We start from the raw sequence: 19,565 nt of genomic DNA, 5'->3' as shown, positions 1-19,565 counted from the left end.
CAAAAGTACTACTTTAGAGTTGAAATATTTAACTCAATTTTGCAAATTGAAAATTTATAATAATTACCTTTGAAAACTATTTAAATTAATTATGAATAACACTGCGCCTACATTTGCCAAACAAGACAATCTGAAGTTCTTCAGAACACTTAACTCACGAGTAAACAATTACTTCAAGGAGAATAACATTCAGAAAACTGGAAACTGGAAGTTGCACTTAAAAGCAATTATTCTTTTTGCAGTTTTTCTAACGCCTTACTTTTTGATCTTAACTCTTAACATGCCGTTTTGGGCACAATTGTTATTAAACATTTTAATGGGAGTTGGAATGGCCGGAATTGGAATGAATGTGATGCACGACGGAAACCACGGATCATACTCTTCTAAATCATGGATCAACAAGATTATGGGCGGAAGTATTTATATTCTGGCAGGAAATGTTCACAACTGGCAAGTACAGCACAATGTATTGCACCACACGTATACTAACATTCACGGACATGATGAAGATCTTGATGCCGGAAGAATTATTCGTTTTACACAAAACGCCGAATGGCAACGTTTTCATAAATTTCAACACTATTATTCTTTTTTCTTATACGGACTATTGACTTTCAATTGGGCTTTAACGACCGATTTCAAGCAAATGAAAAACTATCTGAAAAGAAAATTATCTTATGGAACACCTCAAAGTCCTGCCAAATTATGGACTGTTTTGGTTATCACAAAAATAATCTACGTTTTAATCTGGATGGTTTTACCAATGGTTCTTGGTGTAACCTGGTGGAAAGTTGTTGTTGGATTTTTCGTAATGCATTATGTAGCCGGATTAATTTTAAGTATTGTTTTTCAATTGGCTCACGTAGTAGAAGAAACTTCAAATCCAATCCCGAATGAAGAAGGAGAAATGGAAAATACCTGGGCAATTCACCAATTGTATACAACTGCTAATTTTGCTCCAAAAAACAAAATAATCAACTGGTTTACAGGAGGATTAAACCATCAGATTGAGCACCATATTTTCCCGAATATCAGTCATATTCATTACGGAAAAATTGCCGAAATCGTAAAACAAACTGCAATCGAATGCAACTTGCCTTATCATGAATTCAGAACCATGAGAGGAGCAATTGTAGCGCATTACAAGCATCTTAAAGATCTTGGAATGAAACCGGAACTAGCATAAAACTAAAAAAAATCTATTAATAATTAACCTTCCTTAATTAAAGTTGAAATTAAGGACATTCAAAATTTTTATAATGAATCATATTCTTTCAGACAGAATCAACAACTTAGCGACATCACAAACCTTAGCAATGGCTGCTTTAGCACGTGAGTTAAAAGCACAAGGAAAAGACATTATCAGTTTAAGTTTAGGTGAACCAGATTTTAATACTCCTGACTTCATCAAAGAAGCTGTTAAAAAAGCAGTAGACGAAAATTACAGCACCTATTCTCCGGTAGAAGGTTATTTAGAATTGAGAGAAGCAATTTGCAAAAAATTCAAAAGAGACAATAATTTAGATTACAAACCAACTCAAATCGTAGTTTCTACAGGAGCAAAACAATCTTTGTACAACATTGCACAAGTAATGCTAAACGATGGTGACGAGGTTATTTTGCCAGCACCTTACTGGGTTTCTTACTTCGAAATTGTAAAACTCTCGGGCGGAGTTCCAGTTGAAGTTCCAACATCTGTAGATACTGATTTCAAAATTACACCAGAACAATTAGAAGCTGCCATCACACCAAAAACAAAAATGATGTGGTTCTCTTCTCCTTGTAACCCATCTGGATCTGTTTACAGTAGAGAAGAGCTTACAGCTCTTGCAAAAGTGTTAGAAAAATACCCAAATATATACGTAGTTGCCGATGAGATTTATGAGCACATCAATTTCTCAGGAACTTTCTGCAGCATCGGTTCAATCCCTGGAATGCTTGAAAGAACCATTACTGTAAACGGAGTAGCAAAAGCATTCGCTATGACAGGATACAGAATTGGTTACATCGGAGCACCGGAATTCATCGCAAAAGCATGTACAAAAATTCAGGGACAAGTAACTTCAGGAGCAAATTCTGTAGCGCAACGTGCAACAATTACTGCCGTAGAAGCTGATCCAAGCGTATTAAACCACATGGTTCAGGCGTTCCACACTCGTAGAGATTTAGTGGTTGGATTATTAAAAGAAATTCCTGGTGTAAAAATCAACGTTCCTGAAGGAGCATTTTACGTATTCCCGGACGTTTCTTCTTTCTTCGGAAAAACTTTAAAAGGAACCGAAATCAAAGATGCAAACGATGTATCGATGTACCTTTTAGCCGAAGCTAATGTTGCAACAGTAACAGGAGATGCTTTTGGAAATCCAAACTGTATCCGTTTTTCTTACGCGACAAGCGACGATATCTTAAAAGAAGCATTACGCAGAATCAAAGAAGCTTTGGCTGTGTAATATCATAAATAATAATTCAAAGGGTGTTTTTTTTTTTTTTCAAAAACACCCTTTTTTCATTTAGTCAATTAAAAGCGAAGCAATATCTCTTGCAATCGAAGTAGGAGAATTACAATCACAATTACTTAAACCTATTACATAAATATGTTCAGTAGGCTCATAAACTCCCATTGATTTAAAGCCGAAAATACTTCCTCCATGCTCGCGAACGATTTTGTCTTTTACTTTTTCAAGATGCCAGCCATATCCATAATCTATATTTACCCCATTAATTAACTGATAATTAGTAAAAGCTTTTTCTGTAAAAACAGGATTTAATAAAGCATTAGAATTTATCGTGTTTTGCCATTTTAACATATCATCTACATTCGACATTATCGAACCAGTAGCATAGGGTATCGAAAAACTAATATAATTTGCATTTACATAATGTTCTTTATCACGATAACCTGCAACCCTGTTTTTAATAATCTTTTCATGGCTTGCATAAAACGTATTTTCCATTCCTATTTTCTTAAAAATATTTTCAGTTACAAACTCCTCATAAGTCTGTCCTGATACAATTTCAATGATATAACCTAAAAGTACATATCCGGAATTACAGTATTTATATTGTTCACCAGGTTCAAAATCGCTTGGCTCATTTTTAAAAAAATCCACTAATTCCTTTGGAGACAAATCTCGTCTGGCAATATCTTTTATAGACTTCATACTCGTAAAATCCTTAATTCCCGAAGTGTGAGTTAGCAAATGATGTATTGTAATTGCATTCCCATTAGGATAATCCGCAATAAATTTCTTAATTTCATCATTCACATTTAGTTTTCCTTTTTCAGCAAGCATTAAAACAGAAACTGCTGTAAATTGTTTTGTCATTGATCCAATTTCAAAAACAGATTCAGGTTTCATCTTAACATCCATTTCTAAATTAGCCATTCCAAAAGCCTTCCTGTAAATGATTTTTCCGTTTTTGGCAGCCAAAAAAACTCCTCCGGGACCTTCAGCTTTAAATTTCGAAGTAATCAAACTATCTATTTTACGTTCTCTATGCTGAGAAAATAATGCTGATGAGAAAATTAAAAATGCTATAACATAAAAAATTGAAATTGATTTCATTTATCCGTTTAATTAATAATTAATAAAAACTTTGACGACTTAAACAAACTTCAGGTTACAAAAACAAAAGCTCTGAACCTAAAATATTATGGGTTTACCTACGCCCTGGCTATTCATTGCAATCTTTTGCTTCATTTCATTACATAAAAGGATTTCCACTTCTATCCCTAACCCAAATCTTCATATAAGACCTTTTAGTTTAAGAAATCAAATTAAATCTGCTCCATCTGCCTAATCTGCGAGAAAAATTAAATTCACTTTCAAAATTCCCATTCCACAATTTTATAAACACCCCTCATAATTCTATAAGATATAACGCTTAATAAAATCCCAACTTTGTAATATAAAATTTAAAAAACTATTTATTATGATACATACAGATGAAACCACAGAAAAAGCAGTTAGTACCTTAGAAGGATTAATTTCAATCCTGGAAGACGGAAAACTAGGATACACCAATGCCGCAGAACATGTAGACAGCCCGGCAATTAAAACCGACTTTCTCGATTATGCCCGCGAACGTGCCTTATTCATTGTAGAAATACAAGACGAAATCAACAAACTGGGAAAATCAACAGATACCTCAGGGGGCGGACCATTAGGAGCAATACACCGTGCCTGGATCGATATTAAATCTTCGTTTACAAGCGGAGATACCGAAGCCATCATCAATGCTTGTATTACCGGAGAAGAAGCTGCTATCGAAAAATACAAAATGGCTCTTGAACACAACCATCTTGACGCAAGTCAAATTGGTATTGTTTCAAAACAATTAAACAGTATCGAAAACACTGTGACAAAAATCAAAGCGAAAAAATTGTCATAATATTTGGCACTATATTTTTGAGAAGAAAACTACTTGGTTAATAAACTAAGTAGTTTTTTGTTTTTATTAAATCTCAAATTCTATATTTTTATCTCCAATACATAAAACAAAATTTATCAAAAAATGAAAAAGGTAATTTTAGATCTGGCAGTAACATTAGACGGTTTTATTGAAGGTCCCAAAGGAGAAACTGATTGGTGTATCATGGACGACGATATGGATTTTGATGGTTTCCTATCCACTATAGATACTATTTTTTATGGCAGAGTAAGTTATGATATGTGGGGGAATTATCAACCGGATGAAAACGCCAGTCCTGATGAAAAATCACTTTGGAAAGAAGTACATGCTAAAGAGAAATACGTTTTTTCCAGCCAAAATAAAAAAGACGAGAATGCCACCTTCATAAATTCTGATATCACAAATACAGTAAATGAGATTAAGAAACAATCCGGCAATAACATCTGGTTATATGGCGGAGCAAGCCTTATTAAAACTTTCATTCAATTGAACCTCATTGATACCTATAGAATATCTGTTCACCCTATTGCTTTAGGAAGCGGAAAACCATTATTTGAAGATCTAAAAAACCGAATACAACTAAAATTACTCAAAACCAATATTTTCAAATCAGGGGTTGTGCAACTTATTTACGAACCCGCTAAATAAAAAACTTCATTTATCATCATTCCATATTAGTTAACTATTTCAAAAAAAGTCACTTCAGCATTAGCAAACTCGAATTATTTATAAGAACTTTGCAAACTTTTTTCCATGAATACCACAAAAGCCTAAAGTTTTAGAAATGAAGAAGAAGATTGAAATATTAGCTCCAGCAAAAGATTTAATTGGAGGGATGGCCGCGATAAATAGTGGTGCCGATGCAGTTTATATTGGTGCTCCGCAATTTGGTGCCCGTTCTAATGCCAACAATTCAATCGAAGATGTTGCAGCATTGGTAAAATATGCGCATTTATTTAATGCTCAGGTTTTTGTAGTAATGAATACCATTTTGTACGACAACGAGCTAGAAACATGTCGCAAAATGATCTATGAATTATACGATATAGGTGTCGATGCCCTGATCATTCAGGATATGGCAATCATGGAAATGGACTTACCTCCTATCGTACTTCATGCCAGCACACAAGCCAATAACCGTGATGCCGATAAAATTAAATTCCTTAAAGATGCCGGAATCAAACGTGTGGTTTTAGCCCGCGAATTGAACCTGCACCAAATTAAAACGATTTACGATGAGGCAGATGTTGAATTAGAATTTTTCGTAACTGGAGCTTTATGCGTATCCTTTAGTGGAAACTGTTATATGAGTGTAGCCAACGGAGAACGCAGCGCCAACCGTGGTTCCTGCGCACAAAACTGCCGTCTACCTTATAATCTAATCGACGGAAACGGAGAAACCCTGATCAAAAACAGCCACTTACTTTCTATCAAAGATTTAGATATTTCAGATCAGATTCCTAATCTTATTGAAGCCGGAATTGTTTCTTTCAAAATCGAAGGAAGACTTAAAGATGTAGTTTACGTTAAAAATAACGTATCCTTTTTACGTCAAAAACTCGACAGCTATTTAGAAGGAGCAGGAAGCGAAAAATACATGAAAGCTTCATCTGGAACTTGTACTTATACTTTCGATTCTTCTTTAAGCAGAACTTTTAATCGTGGTTATACTGATTATTTTGTAAACGATAGAAATCACAGTATTGGTTCCTGGGAAAGCCCAAAATCAAAAGGACAATACATTGGTAAATTGATCCGAACTGTTGGAAACGCTTACGAAATCGAAAATGGCGAATTACTAAACAACGGCGACGGACTTTGTTTCATCAACGAAAATAACGAAGCCGACGGAATCTACGTAAACAAAGCCGAAAACGGTAAAATATATCCAAACGTTTTAAAAGAAGTAAAAGACGGCACTTTCATTTACAGAAATAACGACGCTGCTTTTATCAAAATTGTAGAAAGAGAAGACAGTGCTGTTCGTAAACTGAGCACTACTTTATTACTTGCAGAAACCGAAACTGGTTTTGAACTAATCGCAACCGATGAAGACGGAAATGTAAGCACCGTAAACTTAGAACATTCAAAAGAACAGACTAAAACCGGCGAATCAATCGAAGAGAACATCAAAACACAATTGGCAAAAACAGGTTTTACCCCTTATACTGCTGATGAAATTAATATCATGTTCTCTCAAAACTGGTTCCTTCCTATTTCAAAAATCAACGAAATGCGAAGAACCGTTTACGATCAGTTAACCGAGATTCGTTTGGCCAATTACAAACGCGAAGAACACCAATTGGTAAAAACGTCACATCCGTATCCTGAAACCAAATTGGATTTCATGTACAACGTTTCGAACAAAACCGCACGTAAATTCTACGAGCGTCATGGTGTAACCGAAATAGAAAAAGCATTCGAATTGCAATGGGATCCGGGAAAATCTCGTGTAATGACCACAAAATATTGTATCAAATACGAATTAAAAAAATGCCCAATACACCAAAAAGATATCATGGGTGTCAAAGTAAAAGAACCATTGGTTTTAAAACAAGGCGAGCTCGAATACAAACTAAAATTCAACTGCAAACCCTGCGAAATGGAAATCTGGGAAAAAGATGCCGAATTCGAAATCGAAGAAGATCAATTTCACTAAAAAGCAAAAAAGCGACACTTTACAGTATCGCTTTTTTTTATTTATTTTTTATTAGCAGTGGTTTTCGATCCTGCTTTTGACGTCGCCTTTGTTTTTGTCGCTTTTACCTCTGCTTTTTGTTCTTGTTTCTTTGGTTTCACATTATATAAAGCCACAACTTTCTCAATGTCATCATATTTATATTCTTTATCTTCAATCTTTTTAGCGATTTCCGGACTATCCTTAAAATAATAAACTCCATATTCCCTAAAAAAAGCATTATATCCTGCCGAAAGAGCATTTGAACTCATAGAAACCAATACAGGATAATCTTCATTACTTCTCTTTAAATAATGGTTAACATCTTTAGAAACTACCTTCATCTTCTCCTCCTTTACCTTTTCTTTTGTCTTTTCATCCTCCACTTTCACCTCTTTTATTCCGTATTCCTCTCCACCTATATATAAAGAAGTTTTTCCTTCGATCATTTTACAGATCCAATTTTCATCAATAATTTTAAATTCTGTACCCTTTTTTTTGTACACTTTCGTTTTTGTCCATACAAAAGTATATGACAGCTTTTTATTTGCATCAAAAATCTGAATTGAATCTAAATCTTTACTAGCATATTTTTCATTTTCCTCACCAACTTTAATCTTTACTTTTTTATCAGCAAAACCAGGGAACTTAACGATCCCGCTAATTTTTTGTTTGTCTTTTTTAAAAACGATCGCATCAGCTTTTTGTTCTCCCATTCCTAACTTAAATGTAATTCCTGCCGACTGCGCTTGTAAAAGAGATGTAACGCACAAAGCACTCATCACTAAAAAAATATTTAATTTCATTCTTTTGGGGTTTTATTTATAAGCTGGCAAATATAGAAATATCGCATCGTTTTAAGGAAAGTTTCAAAGCTGCCAAACATGAAGTTATGCTATAATTATTAACAAAAATTTACCCATAAAAATAATTTGGGCGTGTTCGCCACGGCGAATCAGGCTATCCGCTGCAAGTCCTCACACTTCCTTCGTCAGGCTGTGGGTTTTCCACTTCTATCCCTCACGCGAACGGTTCATTAGACCGTTTACGCTTTCCAAGATTCATACACTCACAATCTTGTCAACTTCGAAGAACGAGATCCGAGCGATAGCGAACAGAGAAGTAAATCACACTCGGAATTCGACAAAGATTGGCGATTTTGATTGCGAGTTTCTGGTATGCTTCCTCGTTCCTCACAATGACAAACTATGTGGTTACTTTGTCTAAAGATTAAATTTCCAATTAAATTAAATCTGTTGAATCTGCAAAATCTGCGTGAGAATAAATTCCATTTTATTTATCTTTACTCTCAAAATCACAATCAAATGGAACAAAAAACCAGCATCCGAAAAGATTCAATTATAGCTGGATTTTTTGTATGCTCTATTTTTCCACTTTTGATATTCTCAAAAAGCTATTTCTTTGATCTTTGTATCCAAATATGCGATTTTGGTATTTTTTGGAATCCAATTTTCTGGGGAATTTTATTCCCATTATTTATTGTTTTTCTCTTTTGGAGTACTGCTAAAAAAATCAGCTTTTCATTAAATCAAATAGCATACTTTAAAGCTTGTTCTCAATTTTCTTTTGGAGTAAGTTCAAAAATCATATTAGCTCTTTTTACACTTTATATAATCGGAAAATTCATAAATGGAATATCCACTCCATTAAGATCTCAATTTCTGGATCAGATTATTTTTTCTATACTCACGATATTATTTTTATCCTTTGTATTAATGATTCTAACTTTTATAAGCAGTTTAATAATTGTAAAAGCAAACCAAAATTCTCAATCTCTAAATCAAACAAAATGAAAATACTACTCCTCGGTTCGGGCGAATTAGGCAAAGAATTTGTCATTGCCGCGCAAAGAATCGGACAAACCATAATTGCTGTTGATAGTTACGAAAATGCTCCCGCAATGCAAGTTGCACACGGTTTTGAAGTCATCAACATGCTAGACGGCGAAGCTTTAGATAGAATCGTAGCCAAACACCAACCAGACTTTATAGTTCCAGAAATAGAAGCCATTCGTACCGAACGTTTTTACGATTACGAGAAACAAGGCATTACCGTTGTTCCTTCAGCGAAGGCGGCCAACTTTACCATGAACCGTAAAGCCATTCGCGATTTAGCATCAAAAGAATTGGGGTTAAAAACAGCCAAATATCAATATGCAACTTCTGCCCAAGAATTGCAAAAAGCGGTTCAGGAAGTTGGAATTCCGTGTGTGGTAAAACCTTTAATGTCATCATCGGGAAAAGGACAATCTACCATAAAAACCGAAAGTGATATCGAAAAAGCCTGGCAATATGCCGTTGCAGGTTCACGCGGAGATGTTATCGAAGTTATTGTAGAAGCTTTTGTAGATTTTCATTCAGAAATCACACTTCTAACCATTACACAAAATAACAATCCAACCTTATTTTGCGCACCAATTGGTCACCGACAAGAACGTGGTGATTATCAGGAAAGCTGGCAACCCGCAAAAGTTTCTGAAGCCGATTTATACGAAGCCCAAGATATGGCCGAAAAAATTACTGAAGCTCTTGGTGGAGCAGGACTTTTTGGTGTTGAATTTTTCTTAACCAATGAAGGTGTTTATTTCTCCGAACTCTCTCCTCGCCCACATGATACCGGAATGGTAACTTTAGCCGGAACGCAAAATTTCAACGAATTCGAATTGCATTTACGTGCGATTTTAAGTCTTCCTATTTTCGAAATTACATTAGAAAAAGCCGGAGCAAGTGCCGTAATTTTAGCTTCTGAAGATTCTACAAATCCCACTTTTACCGGAATCGAAAAAGTAGCTGCTTTACCCAAAACCGATTTTAGAATTTTTGCAAAACCAACTTCAAGACCGTATCGCCGAATGGGAGTTGTTTTAAGTCATGATTCATTGGCAACCCCAATCGAAGAAGTTGTCGAACGCGCCAAAGCAACTTCTAAATTAATAACTGTAAACTCTTAAAAATGAAAAAAGCACTATTTCTATTATTCCTATTTGTTGGAATCGCAACGCAGGCTCAGGACAAAAAAACAACCGAAAAACCTCAAATCGTAGAAACCGCTTGCGGTGAATGTCAATTTGGGATGAAAGGAAAAAGCTGTGATTTAGCCGTTCGCATTGACGGAAAACCATATTTTGTAGACGGAACCACGATCGACGAACATGGCGATGCTCATGCTGAGGATGGTTTCTGCAATAAAATCCGCAAAGCTTCTGTGACCGGAAAGGTAGAAAACGGTCGTTTTAAAGCTACTTCATTCACTTTGATAAAAGAAAAATAATGGAGTTAATTCTTGAAAATATTGCCAAACACGTTTCGCTAACACCTGAAGAGCAAGCTCTTTTTTTATCGAAAACCGAAACGCAAACCTATAAAGCCAAAACTATTTTACTAAGTGCCGGAGAAGTTTGCAAACATTCTTATTTTGTAAATTCCGGAATTTTAAGAAGTTTCAATATCAACGATAATATTGTCGAACATGTATTGTCCTTTTCTTGCGCAGGCTGGTGGATTAGCGACATGTACAGTTTCTTTTCTCAAAAACCGGGGCAGCTCTTTATAGAAGTTCTGGAAGATGCAGAAGTAGTTTCACTATCAAAAGAAAATCAGGAACAATTGTATCTCGAAATTCCAAAATTAGAACGCTTTTTCAGAATATTAATCGAAAATTCATTGGTTGCCAATCAACAACGATTAATGGACAATTTAAGTTTACCTGCCGAAGAACGTTTTGATAAATTCTGCAAAAAATACGGAACGCTGGTTCACAAAGTTCCTCAAAAACAAATCGCCTCTTTCATTGGTGTCACACCCGAATTTTTCAGTAAAATGAAAGCCAGGCTTTTAAAAAAATAATTTTAGCCACAGATTAAAAGGATTATAATGATTAAAAAAAATGTTGCCAAGAATTTCACGAATTCACGCGAATTTTAATTCAATTTTGAGCCAATTAATTTGTGTGAATTGGTGAAATTCGTGGAAAAAAAATCATTTTAATCTGTAGCAAAAAACAAAAAAACCAGTTCAGTGAACTGGTTTTTCTTTTGAATTAAAATTGCTCAACCTCTGTAGAATGTTCCATTGCTGTTATGGTTGATTTCCCTATCATTACCGTGTTTTGAACGGCATCAAAATAAGAAGTTCCTACGAACGCCTGATGTTTTACAGCTCGGAAACCATTTTTCTGCAAAGCAAATTCTCTTTCCTGTAATTCAGAATATCCTGCCATACCGCGTTCTTTATACGCTTTAGACAATTCGAACATACTGGTATTCAAAGCGTGGAATCCTGCCAAAGTAATGAACTGGAATTTATATCCCATTGCCGCCAGATCTTCCCTGAACGTTTCCATTTCAGCTACTGATAATTTCGCAGCCCAATTGAAAGATGGAGAACAATTGTACGCCAGCATTTTATCCGGGAATTCCTTTTTCATGGCATCGGCAAACTTTTTAGCATAAACCAAATCCGGATTACTGGTTTCCATCCAGATCAAATCAGCATAAGGTGCGTAACTCAAACCTCTTGCAATTCCCTGATCGATTCCGCTGTTTACATAGAAGAAACCTTCGTTTGTTTTTTCACCCGTTATAAATTTAGCATCTCTTGGGTCAGCATCACTGGTTAATAAATTAGCCGCATCAGCATCTGTCCTTGCTACGATAAGTGTAGAAACTCCCATAACATCAGACGCCAAACGAGCCGCAATCAGTTTATTAATAGCCTCTTGTGTCGGAACCAAAACCTTTCCGCCCAAATGCCCGCACTTTTTAGCAGAACTCAACTGATCTTCAAAGTGAACTCCTGAAGCCCCCGCTTCAATCATTGATTTCATTAATTCGAAAGCATTTAAGTTTCCGCCAAAACCAGCTTCGGCATCCGCCACAATCGGAACCAGATAATCTTTTTTATCTTCCACTCCGTTTACGGTCTGAATCTGATCAGCGCGTAACAGCGCATTGTTTATTTTTTTTACCACCATTGGTACACTATTTACAGGATAAAGCGATTGGTCCGGGTACATTTCTCCCGCCAAATTTGCATCGGCCGCTACTTGCCAGCCACTCAAATAAATCGCTTCAAGACCAGCATCGACTTCCTGAATCGCCTGATTTCCTGTCAACGCGCCTAAACCAGCAACATAATCCTGATTTTTTAACTTTCTCCATAATTTTTGCGCTCCCATTTTGGCAATAGAATGCTCAATTTGATACGAACCCTGAAGCGTAATTACTTCTGTAGCGGTATAAGGACGTTCAACACCTTTCCATCTTGGGTTCGTAATCCAATCGTTAATCAATTCCTGAATTCTGTCTTCTGTTGTTTTCATAAATAGTTTGAGTTAAAGTGGTTAGTAAGTAATAGTTTTCAGTCGCAGTTTCAAGTTTTCAGTTTTAACTGGACTTATTTTTTTTAAACACATAGAAACATAGTTTTCCTTTGTGGTTAAAGGCATTTCATTTGTTTAAACAAACATAGCTATGTGTGAAAATCTAGTTTTTTTTTAAAACTGTCTTTATTCACATTTTAATCTATGTTTCTATGTCTTTAAGATCATTCGCAGATTTTTTTATTCTCATTTTATCTGCTAGATCTGCGTGAAAAATTATTCGCCCGCAGATTTAGCAGATCAAGCAGATTTTTCATTTTTAATTCTCAATTTTTAATTACTATAGATATTTATAACACGGAATAGTCAAGAAATCAACGAAATCGGGATTTACAACCAGTCGTTCCAAAACTTTTTCAGCCAAAGGAAATTGTCGTTTTTCATGAAGTTCCTCGCCTAATTCGTCTTTAATTTTTCTGAATTCATCTAAAGCCAGTTCATGATAATACGCCAAATCTAATTTTTTGCCATTATCCAAAACCACTTTATTCTGAAGCCATTGCCACAATTGCGATCTCGAAATTTCGGCCGTTGCGGCATCTTCCATCAAATTGTGCAAAGCCGCAGCGCCCTGTCCGTTCAGCCATGAAGCCAGATACAAAACTCCTACGTTGATATTTTTACGAACACCATTTTCAGTAATGATTCCAATTGGTGGCTCAATCAAATCAGCTTCTGTAATTTTGCGATGTTCTCTTTTTATATGAATCTGGTTTGGAGTTGGCATTCCTTTATCAAAAATTTCTTTTGCAATAGCAACCAAATCCGGATGTGCTACCCAGGTTCCGTCATGACCGTTTCGAACTTCGCGTTCTTTATCGGTTTTTACTTTTGCGAAAGCAGCAGCATTCGCTTCTTCATTATTCTTAATCGGAATTTGAGCTGCCATTCCGCCAATCGCATGAATCCCGCGTTTATGACATCTTTGAATTACCAGATTCGAATAAGCATTCATAAAAGGTGAAGTCATGTTTACCTGATCGCGATCCGGAACGATAAATTTTGGATTCTTTCTAAACTTTTTGATATAAGAAAAAATATAATCCCAACGTCCACAATTCAAGCCTACGATATGTCCTTTCAATTCATAAATAATTTCATCTAACTGAAAACTCGCCGTTATGGTTTCTATTAAAACCGTCACCTTTATGGTTCCTCTTTCCAGTTTCAAATAATCCTCGGTAAAGTCAATTACATTGTTCCACCAGCGTGCTTCGAGATAATGCTCTAATTTCGGAATGTAGAAATACGGTCCTGAATTGTTTTCTAAAAGCCTTTTGTGGTTATGAAAAACATACAATCCAAAATCTACCAAAGAGCCTGAAACTTCTTTTCCTTCAATCAACAGATGTTTTTCCGGCAAATGCAAACCTCTCGGACGTACAATTAGCGTAGCAATTTTTTCATTCAAATGATAAGACTTTTGCTTTACCAAATCGGTGTATGTAATGGTTTTGTTTACCGCATCGATTAGATTCATTTGACCGTCCATTAAATTTTGCCAGGTTGGCGAAGTACTGTCTTCAAAATCAGCCATAAAAGTTTTTGCCCCGGAGTTCAATGCATTAATGATCATTTTACGATCAACCGGTCCGGTAATTTCCACTCTACGATCTAACAAATCTTTCGGAATCACTCCAGCTGTCCAATTACCTTCTCTGACACTTTTTGTTTCCGGAGTAAAAACAGGCATGACGCCCTGATCAAAAGCAGTTTGTTTTTGTTCGCGTTGTAACAATAACAGTTTTCGTTGCGATTCGAATTTTCGATGCAAATCGGTGATAAAAACAATTGCTTCTTCTGTCCAGATCTTTGGATAAGAAAGCTTCTTTTCGGCTAAAAATTCCATTGCCGTTTCGGTAATTTCTAATTGGTTTTTCATAGCTGTTGATTTTATTTTAATTAGTAATAATCAAATCAATCATATCTTTTTCAAGACTTAAATTCATAATCGATTGATATCTAATATTTTCTACACCACAATATTAGAAAAAAGTTTTTTACAAAACAAGCGAACGTTCGCTAAATATTAAAAATAATTTTTTGGCGATTATTTTTCAAATGACTATATTTGATACATGGATATCGAAAAAGACTATATAAAGCTGATCTTTGGACTAAAACTCAAGCAGGTCAGAACGCAAAAAAATCTTTCTCTTTTTGGCTTAGCCAAATTGACTAATCTTTCAAAATCGTACTTAAACGAGATTGAAAAAGGAAAAAAATATCCAAAAACAGATAAAATTTTGCTTCTATGCGAACATTTGGACGTTAGTTACGACCAAATGGTATCCTTAAAACTCGATAATAACCTCGCACCGATTGGAGAAATTCTGAAGTCAGGTATTTTAAAAGAGATTCCGTTAGAACTTTTTGGGATTCAGGAAGCGGATTTAATTGATATTATTGCCAATGCGCCAGCTAAGGTCAATGCGTTTATTAGTACGATTATCGAAATCGCGCAGCATTATAATTTAAGTCGTGAAAGTTTCTTTTTGGCTGCTTTACGATCGTACCAGGAAGCACACAATAATTATTTTGAAGATCTGGAAGACAAAGTCATTTCTTTTTCGAAATCATTTCAAATCAATTTAGATTCTAAAGTAAGTATCGAAGAATTAGAAGCCATATTAAAAGAAGAGTATGAATATAAAATAAAAGAAATCATATTTTCTGAACAGGAAGCCTTGGGAGATTTACGTTCTATTTATGTTCCTAAAAGCAAGACTTTATTACTTTCTACAGAATTAGACCATCCGCAGAAAGCCTTTATTTTAGCCAAGGAAATTGCTTATAATTATTTGAAAATTTCAGATCGCTTACTGACTTTTAGCTGGATTAAGTTCGAAAATTTCGATCAGGTTCTCCACAATTTTTATGCGTCGTATTTTGCGGGAGCTTTGCTATTACCAAGACAATTAGTTGCGGATAAAATCAATGATTTTTTAAATAACGAAAAACCAAATCCCGAAGAATTTGTGGCGCTAATCGAGAGTTTTGAAGTTTCGCCCGAATCTTTCTATCAGAGATTGACGAATTTATTGCCAAAGGATTTTCATCTTAAAAACTTGTTCTTTTTAAGAATGTCGCATAAAATTGGTTCTGATAAATATCAAATCAAAAAAGAATTACATATTACCAATCAGCAGGAACCTCACGCCAACGAAACCGATGAACATTATTGCAGAAGATGGGTTTCGGTAAAAACGATCGATGAAGCTATTAAACAAAATAAACCTCATTTTTTTGATGCTCAAATTTCAAGCTATGTGCATAGCGGGAATGAATATTTGGTTTTTTCATCAGCAACAAAAGATCCTTTTATTGATCATAATATACGCAGTATTTCTGTTGGAATCCTGATTACTCCGGCAATGAAAAAGAAATTCAAATTCATCGAAGGAAAACCTTTGGTGAAAAGAATCGTTGGTGTTACATGTGAAACCTGCGATGTAAAAGATTGTTTCGAAAGAGCTGCACCGCCAATCGCATTGGAGAAGAAAAAGCGTCATGAGAATACAGATGCGGTGGTTCAGCAGTTTATAAATCAATATAGCTAAAACATTATGAAATATTTGACTTTAATAATAACGCTGTTTTTTATTACTCCAAACCAGCAAACAGATAAACTTACTGGCAGTTATAATTATTTAATAGAGGAGAACAATTTCTACATTCAAAAGGATAAAATTACTTTTAACGATAGTGTTTTTGTGTTTGATAACAAGTATTTGCCAAAAGGAAAAATCTTATATGGAAATGCCATACTATTGGACAATTTCATCAATACAGATTTAATTATAAGTATTTCAAAAGATCAAATCAAAAAAGACACTATTCTATTTTACATGCATGATAAACAAAGTTCAGCTGCGAATTACCTTGATGAAGTAGTTGGAAAAGGGAAATTAATTAAAATTAAATAGTTCGATTTTAATGATCTCGCAATCCTGATAATTATCGGAAGCGAAGTCGCAAAGTTTTATTGTTATTTTGAACTCAACCACAATCTTGTCATCTCGACGGAGGAGAGATCGCACTAGAAACTCCGATCCAATAATAGTCAATCTTTGTCGATTATGATTGCGCAGAATGGATTGAAATCCATCCCTACAATATAATTCGTTCCTCCGGAACTTTTATGCAGATTAGAAATATACATTTCTTCTGAAAATGAAGCTTCTCGTTTAGCATCGATAGAAGCAAAAATCCTTTTGTGCCGGCGTTCGGCACAAAAGATTACTTCGTCAGTTCGCTATCTCGAGTGTAACGGATAGCGGGACTTCAGGTCTTTTGAAACTAAAATTTCTGCTCCTGCAAAAAACTTAGAATCTTAGCATCTCAAAACCTCATAATCTTAGAAAAATCTTTTCTTAATCTAGGTTAAGTGCCTTTCATTGACCTTGGCTGTATCTTTGTACTATAAAAATAACAAAACACATATCATCATGGAAAATATAGTATTACACAAAGCAGAAACAAGAGGAAATGCAAATCACGGATGGCTAAATGCTTATCACAGTTTTAGTTTTGCAAGCTGGTACAACCCGGATAGAATTCAGTTTGGAGCTCTTCGTGTTTTGAACGATGACACAATTGCCGGCGGAATGGGTTTTGGAACTCACCCTCACGATAATATGGAAATCATTACGATTCCGCTTGAGGGAGATTTAGCTCACAAAGACAGTATGGGAAATACTGAAATCATCAAAAACGGTGATATTCAGGTAATGAGTGCCGGAACTGGTGTTCAGCATAGTGAGTTTAACCCCAATGCAGATCAGCAGACTAAATTATTACAAATCTGGTTGTTTCCGAACAAAAGAAATGTAGAACCACGTTACCAGCAAATCACTCTGGATGTTGCTGACAGACACAATAAATTAGCACAAATTTTATCTCCAAATACTGATGATGACGGAGTTTGGATTCATCAGGATGCCTGGTTTAATATGGGTAATTTTGACTCAGGTGTATCTACTGAATACAAAATCAAAAAGGAAGGAAACGGAGTTTACGCTTTTGTTTTGAAAGGAAACGTTACCATCAACGGTCAGGAATTAAACACTCGTGATGCTATTGGAATTTCAGGAACTGACACTTTAAACATACAAGCAAATACTGATGCTGAATTTTTATTGATGGATATTCCTATGAACTATTAATTCAAAGATTACAATTAATACTTTTTCTCGAGAAGTGGTAATAAATATGATCATCAGATTATTATCACTTCTTTTTTTAATAATTACTGAGCGAAATTTTGCCACAGATTAAAATGATTTTTTTATGCTGAATTAATAATCTGTGAAAATCCTTTAATCTATAAAAAAAATAAAATCAAAAATCAACTCCTTTTCATTTCTTAATCTAGGTTAAGTGTGATTCGAGTACTACGGACGTAACTTTGTCCTATCAAAATGAAATTAATTATTTAAAAATAAAAATTATGGCAACTACAAAATGGTCAATTGACCCAACACATTCAGAAATTGGTTTTAAAGTTAAACACATGATGTTTACAAATGTTTCAGGAAAATTTGGAACATACGACGCTACAATTACTACAGATGGAGATAACTTCGAAAATGCAGCTATTGAATTTTCTGCTGATATCGCTTCGATCGATACTGCAAATGCAGACAGAGACGGGCATTTAAGAAGCGGTGACTTTTTTGATGTAGAAAATCACCCAAAATTAACTTTCAAAGCTTCATCTTTCAAAAAAATCAATGCAGGAAGCTATGAAATTACTGGAGATTTAAACATTAAAGGGGTTTCTAAAAGCGTAACTTTTCCTGTAGAATATAGCGGAATCCTGACTGATCCTTGGGGAAATACAAAAGTAGGTTTAAGCATAGAAGGAAAAATAAATCGTAAAGACTGGGGTCTAAACTGGAACTCTGCTCTTGAAACTGGTGGTGTCTTAGTTGGAGAAGAAGTTCGTTTAAACATTGAATTACAATTTACAAAACAAGCTTAATCCAACAATAATAGAATTTAATTTGATTGGTTTAAAATCCTGTACTTTTTTTAGGAAGTGCAGGATTTTTGTTTTTTTTTTAGCCACGAATTCACGAATTATTTTTTCCAAACTTTATGCATAAAAAATTCGTGAATTCGTGGCTAATAAAACTCAACGTATTGCATTTCGAAATTCTGTTGGTGACATTCCGGTTTGTTTTTTGAAGAATCGGGAGAAATAGGAGTAATCTTCGTAACCTACTTTAAACGCAACTTCGTTTACAGCTAATTGTTTATCGATTAGCATTCTTTTTATTTCTAAAACTACACGATCTGTAATAACTTCTGTGGCTGTTTTTTGTAGAATTTCATTGCAGATTCGATTTAAATGTTTTAACGTGATATTTAATTTTTCGGCATAAAAAGAGGGCAGTTTTTCTTCTCTGAAATATTGTTCTAAAAGTATTTCAAACTTATCGATTTTAACATTATACGAATGCGCTTGATGTGAATAGGTTTCGTTGTATTTGCGGGCAATTTCGATATGAATGCAGTCTAATAGATTCAGCATTTTATCGAGTTGATATTTGTTTTCATTATTGTTTTCCTGAATTAATAAATCAAAATATGGGAGGATTTTCGGAATTTCCTTTTCTTCAAAAACCATTTCCGGCCTATTGTGAATCGAATGATAAAAGTTATACTCGTTGATGTTTTTTTGTCCGAAATACAGATTATACAATTCCTGCGAAAAAATAATCACAAAACCCTCAATATCTTCAGACAAACTCCAGTGATGCATTTGTCCGGGCTGCAACACAAATAAGCTTCCTTTTTTGATTTCGAATTGATCAAAATCGACTTCATGCTGTCCTGAACCTTTGGTAAAAAAAACCATTAAATACGAATCGTGACGATGTGGTTCTTCGACAAAACTGTGACTTTTTAGATGTTCGGTAAAAGTATTCACATAAAAATCACGGCGAATATCATTACAGCTAAAATTCTGAACACTATAAACAGGATATCTTTTCATACGCAACTTAATTTTAGATTCTAGACTTTAGATTTTGGGATTTGGAATTTCAATCAAAATGTCTTTATTGTGCTA

At 34.8% G+C, this 19,565-nt stretch carries 18 protein-coding genes; 13 read left to right on the top strand and 5 right to left on the bottom strand.

Features of this window, described 5'->3' with window-relative positions; all coding sequences use genetic code 11:
- Positions 1-91 precede the first annotated feature (91 nt).
- Both IRZ78_RS19575 and IRZ78_RS19570 read left to right on the top strand, forming a co-directional pair.
- On the top strand, positions 92-1,186 hold the full coding sequence (locus IRZ78_RS19575; protein WP_194618123.1) for an acyl-CoA desaturase: 1,095 nt from the start codon (positions 92-94) through the stop codon (positions 1,184-1,186).
- Positions 1,187-1,259: 73 nt separating this feature from the next.
- The gene (locus tag IRZ78_RS19570; RefSeq protein WP_194618122.1) at positions 1,260-2,450 is read left to right on the top strand and encodes a pyridoxal phosphate-dependent aminotransferase; all 1,191 of its coding nucleotides are present in this window, start codon (positions 1,260-1,262) and stop codon (positions 2,448-2,450) included.
- A gap of 60 nt (positions 2,451-2,510) precedes the next feature.
- Here the strand turns inward: IRZ78_RS19570 and IRZ78_RS19565 are convergent, their stop codons facing one another.
- The gene (locus IRZ78_RS19565) at positions 2,511-3,566 is read right to left on the bottom strand and encodes a serine hydrolase domain-containing protein (protein WP_194618121.1); all 1,056 of its coding nucleotides are present in this window, start codon (positions 3,564-3,566) and stop codon (positions 2,511-2,513) included.
- A gap of 367 nt (positions 3,567-3,933) precedes the next feature.
- Here IRZ78_RS19565 and IRZ78_RS19560 point away from each other — a divergent pair, with 367 nt between their 5' ends.
- The 3 genes from IRZ78_RS19560 (at position 3,934) to IRZ78_RS19550 (ending at position 7,072) form a co-directional block, all read left to right on the top strand.
- Positions 3,934-4,392, top strand: a complete 459-nt coding sequence (locus IRZ78_RS19560; RefSeq protein WP_194618120.1) for a PA2169 family four-helix-bundle protein — start codon at positions 3,934-3,936, stop codon at positions 4,390-4,392.
- A gap of 123 nt (positions 4,393-4,515) precedes the next feature.
- Complete coding sequence (locus IRZ78_RS19555) at positions 4,516-5,061, top strand: dihydrofolate reductase family protein (RefSeq protein WP_194618119.1); 546 nt, start codon at positions 4,516-4,518, stop codon at positions 5,059-5,061.
- Positions 5,062-5,197: 136 nt separating this feature from the next.
- Positions 5,198-7,072 carry a U32 family peptidase gene (locus IRZ78_RS19550; protein WP_194618118.1) on the top strand — a complete coding sequence of 625 codons (1,875 nt, stop codon included), beginning with the start codon at positions 5,198-5,200 and terminating at the stop codon, positions 7,070-7,072.
- Between the two features lie 41 nt (positions 7,073-7,113).
- Here IRZ78_RS19550 and IRZ78_RS19545 read toward each other — a convergent pair whose 3' ends face one another.
- Positions 7,114-7,896, bottom strand: a complete 783-nt coding sequence (locus IRZ78_RS19545) for a hypothetical protein (protein WP_194618117.1) — start codon at positions 7,894-7,896, stop codon at positions 7,114-7,116.
- 519 nt (positions 7,897-8,415) lie between these two features.
- Here IRZ78_RS19545 and IRZ78_RS19540 point away from each other — a divergent pair.
- From IRZ78_RS19540 to IRZ78_RS19525, 4 genes are read left to right on the top strand one after another with little or no spacing between them, the layout of a single operon-like run.
- Positions 8,416-8,904 carry a hypothetical protein gene (locus tag IRZ78_RS19540; protein ID WP_194618116.1) on the top strand — a complete coding sequence of 163 codons (489 nt, stop codon included), beginning with the start codon at positions 8,416-8,418 and terminating at the stop codon, positions 8,902-8,904.
- Positions 8,901-10,061 (top strand): formate-dependent phosphoribosylglycinamide formyltransferase, encoded by a 1,161-nt coding sequence (purT, locus tag IRZ78_RS19535; protein WP_194618115.1) that lies wholly within the window; start codon positions 8,901-8,903, stop codon positions 10,059-10,061. The genes IRZ78_RS19540 and purT overlap by 4 nt, the downstream gene beginning before the upstream one ends.
- Before the next feature lie 2 nt (positions 10,062-10,063).
- The gene (locus IRZ78_RS19530) at positions 10,064-10,381 is read left to right on the top strand and encodes a DUF6370 family protein (protein ID WP_194618114.1); all 318 of its coding nucleotides are present in this window, start codon (positions 10,064-10,066) and stop codon (positions 10,379-10,381) included.
- Positions 10,381-10,956 (top strand): Crp/Fnr family transcriptional regulator, encoded by a 576-nt coding sequence (locus IRZ78_RS19525; protein WP_194618113.1) that lies wholly within the window; start codon positions 10,381-10,383, stop codon positions 10,954-10,956. Before IRZ78_RS19530 ends, IRZ78_RS19525 begins: the two co-directional genes overlap by 1 nt.
- Positions 10,957-11,149: 193 nt before the next feature.
- Here the strand turns inward: IRZ78_RS19525 and aceA are convergent, their stop codons facing one another.
- Positions 11,150-12,430 (bottom strand): isocitrate lyase, encoded by a 1,281-nt coding sequence (gene aceA, locus IRZ78_RS19520; RefSeq protein WP_194618112.1) that lies wholly within the window; start codon positions 12,428-12,430, stop codon positions 11,150-11,152.
- Between the two features lie 340 nt (positions 12,431-12,770).
- The gene (gene aceB / locus IRZ78_RS19515) at positions 12,771-14,372 is read right to left on the bottom strand and encodes a malate synthase A (RefSeq protein ID WP_194618111.1); all 1,602 of its coding nucleotides are present in this window, start codon (positions 14,370-14,372) and stop codon (positions 12,771-12,773) included.
- Between the two features lie 196 nt (positions 14,373-14,568).
- Here aceB and IRZ78_RS19510 point away from each other — a divergent pair, with 196 nt between their 5' ends.
- The 4 genes from IRZ78_RS19510 (at position 14,569) to IRZ78_RS19495 (ending at position 18,473) form a co-directional block, all read left to right on the top strand.
- Positions 14,569-16,050 (top strand): XRE family transcriptional regulator, encoded by a 1,482-nt coding sequence (locus tag IRZ78_RS19510; RefSeq protein WP_194618110.1) that lies wholly within the window; start codon positions 14,569-14,571, stop codon positions 16,048-16,050.
- A 6-nt stretch (positions 16,051-16,056) separates the two neighbouring features.
- Positions 16,057-16,416 (top strand): hypothetical protein, encoded by a 360-nt coding sequence (locus tag IRZ78_RS19505; protein ID WP_194618109.1) that lies wholly within the window; start codon positions 16,057-16,059, stop codon positions 16,414-16,416.
- 522 nt (positions 16,417-16,938) lie between these two features.
- Positions 16,939-17,655 (top strand): pirin family protein, encoded by a 717-nt coding sequence (locus IRZ78_RS19500; RefSeq protein WP_194618108.1) that lies wholly within the window; start codon positions 16,939-16,941, stop codon positions 17,653-17,655.
- A 284-nt stretch (positions 17,656-17,939) separates the two neighbouring features.
- The gene (locus tag IRZ78_RS19495; RefSeq protein ID WP_194618107.1) at positions 17,940-18,473 is read left to right on the top strand and encodes a YceI family protein; all 534 of its coding nucleotides are present in this window, start codon (positions 17,940-17,942) and stop codon (positions 18,471-18,473) included.
- A gap of 153 nt (positions 18,474-18,626) precedes the next feature.
- Here the strand turns inward: IRZ78_RS19495 and IRZ78_RS19490 are convergent, their stop codons facing one another.
- Entirely contained in the window at positions 18,627-19,490 is an 864-nt protein-coding gene (locus tag IRZ78_RS19490; protein WP_194618106.1) for a helix-turn-helix domain-containing protein, read from the bottom strand.
- Positions 19,491-19,565: the final 75 nt, after the last annotated feature.

The sequence above is a fragment of the Flavobacterium sp. CSZ genome, assembly GCF_015350725.1.
In the GTDB taxonomy this organism is placed as follows: domain Bacteria; phylum Bacteroidota; class Bacteroidia; order Flavobacteriales; family Flavobacteriaceae; genus Flavobacterium.
This window is presented reverse-complemented; position numbering and strand designations above follow the sequence as displayed.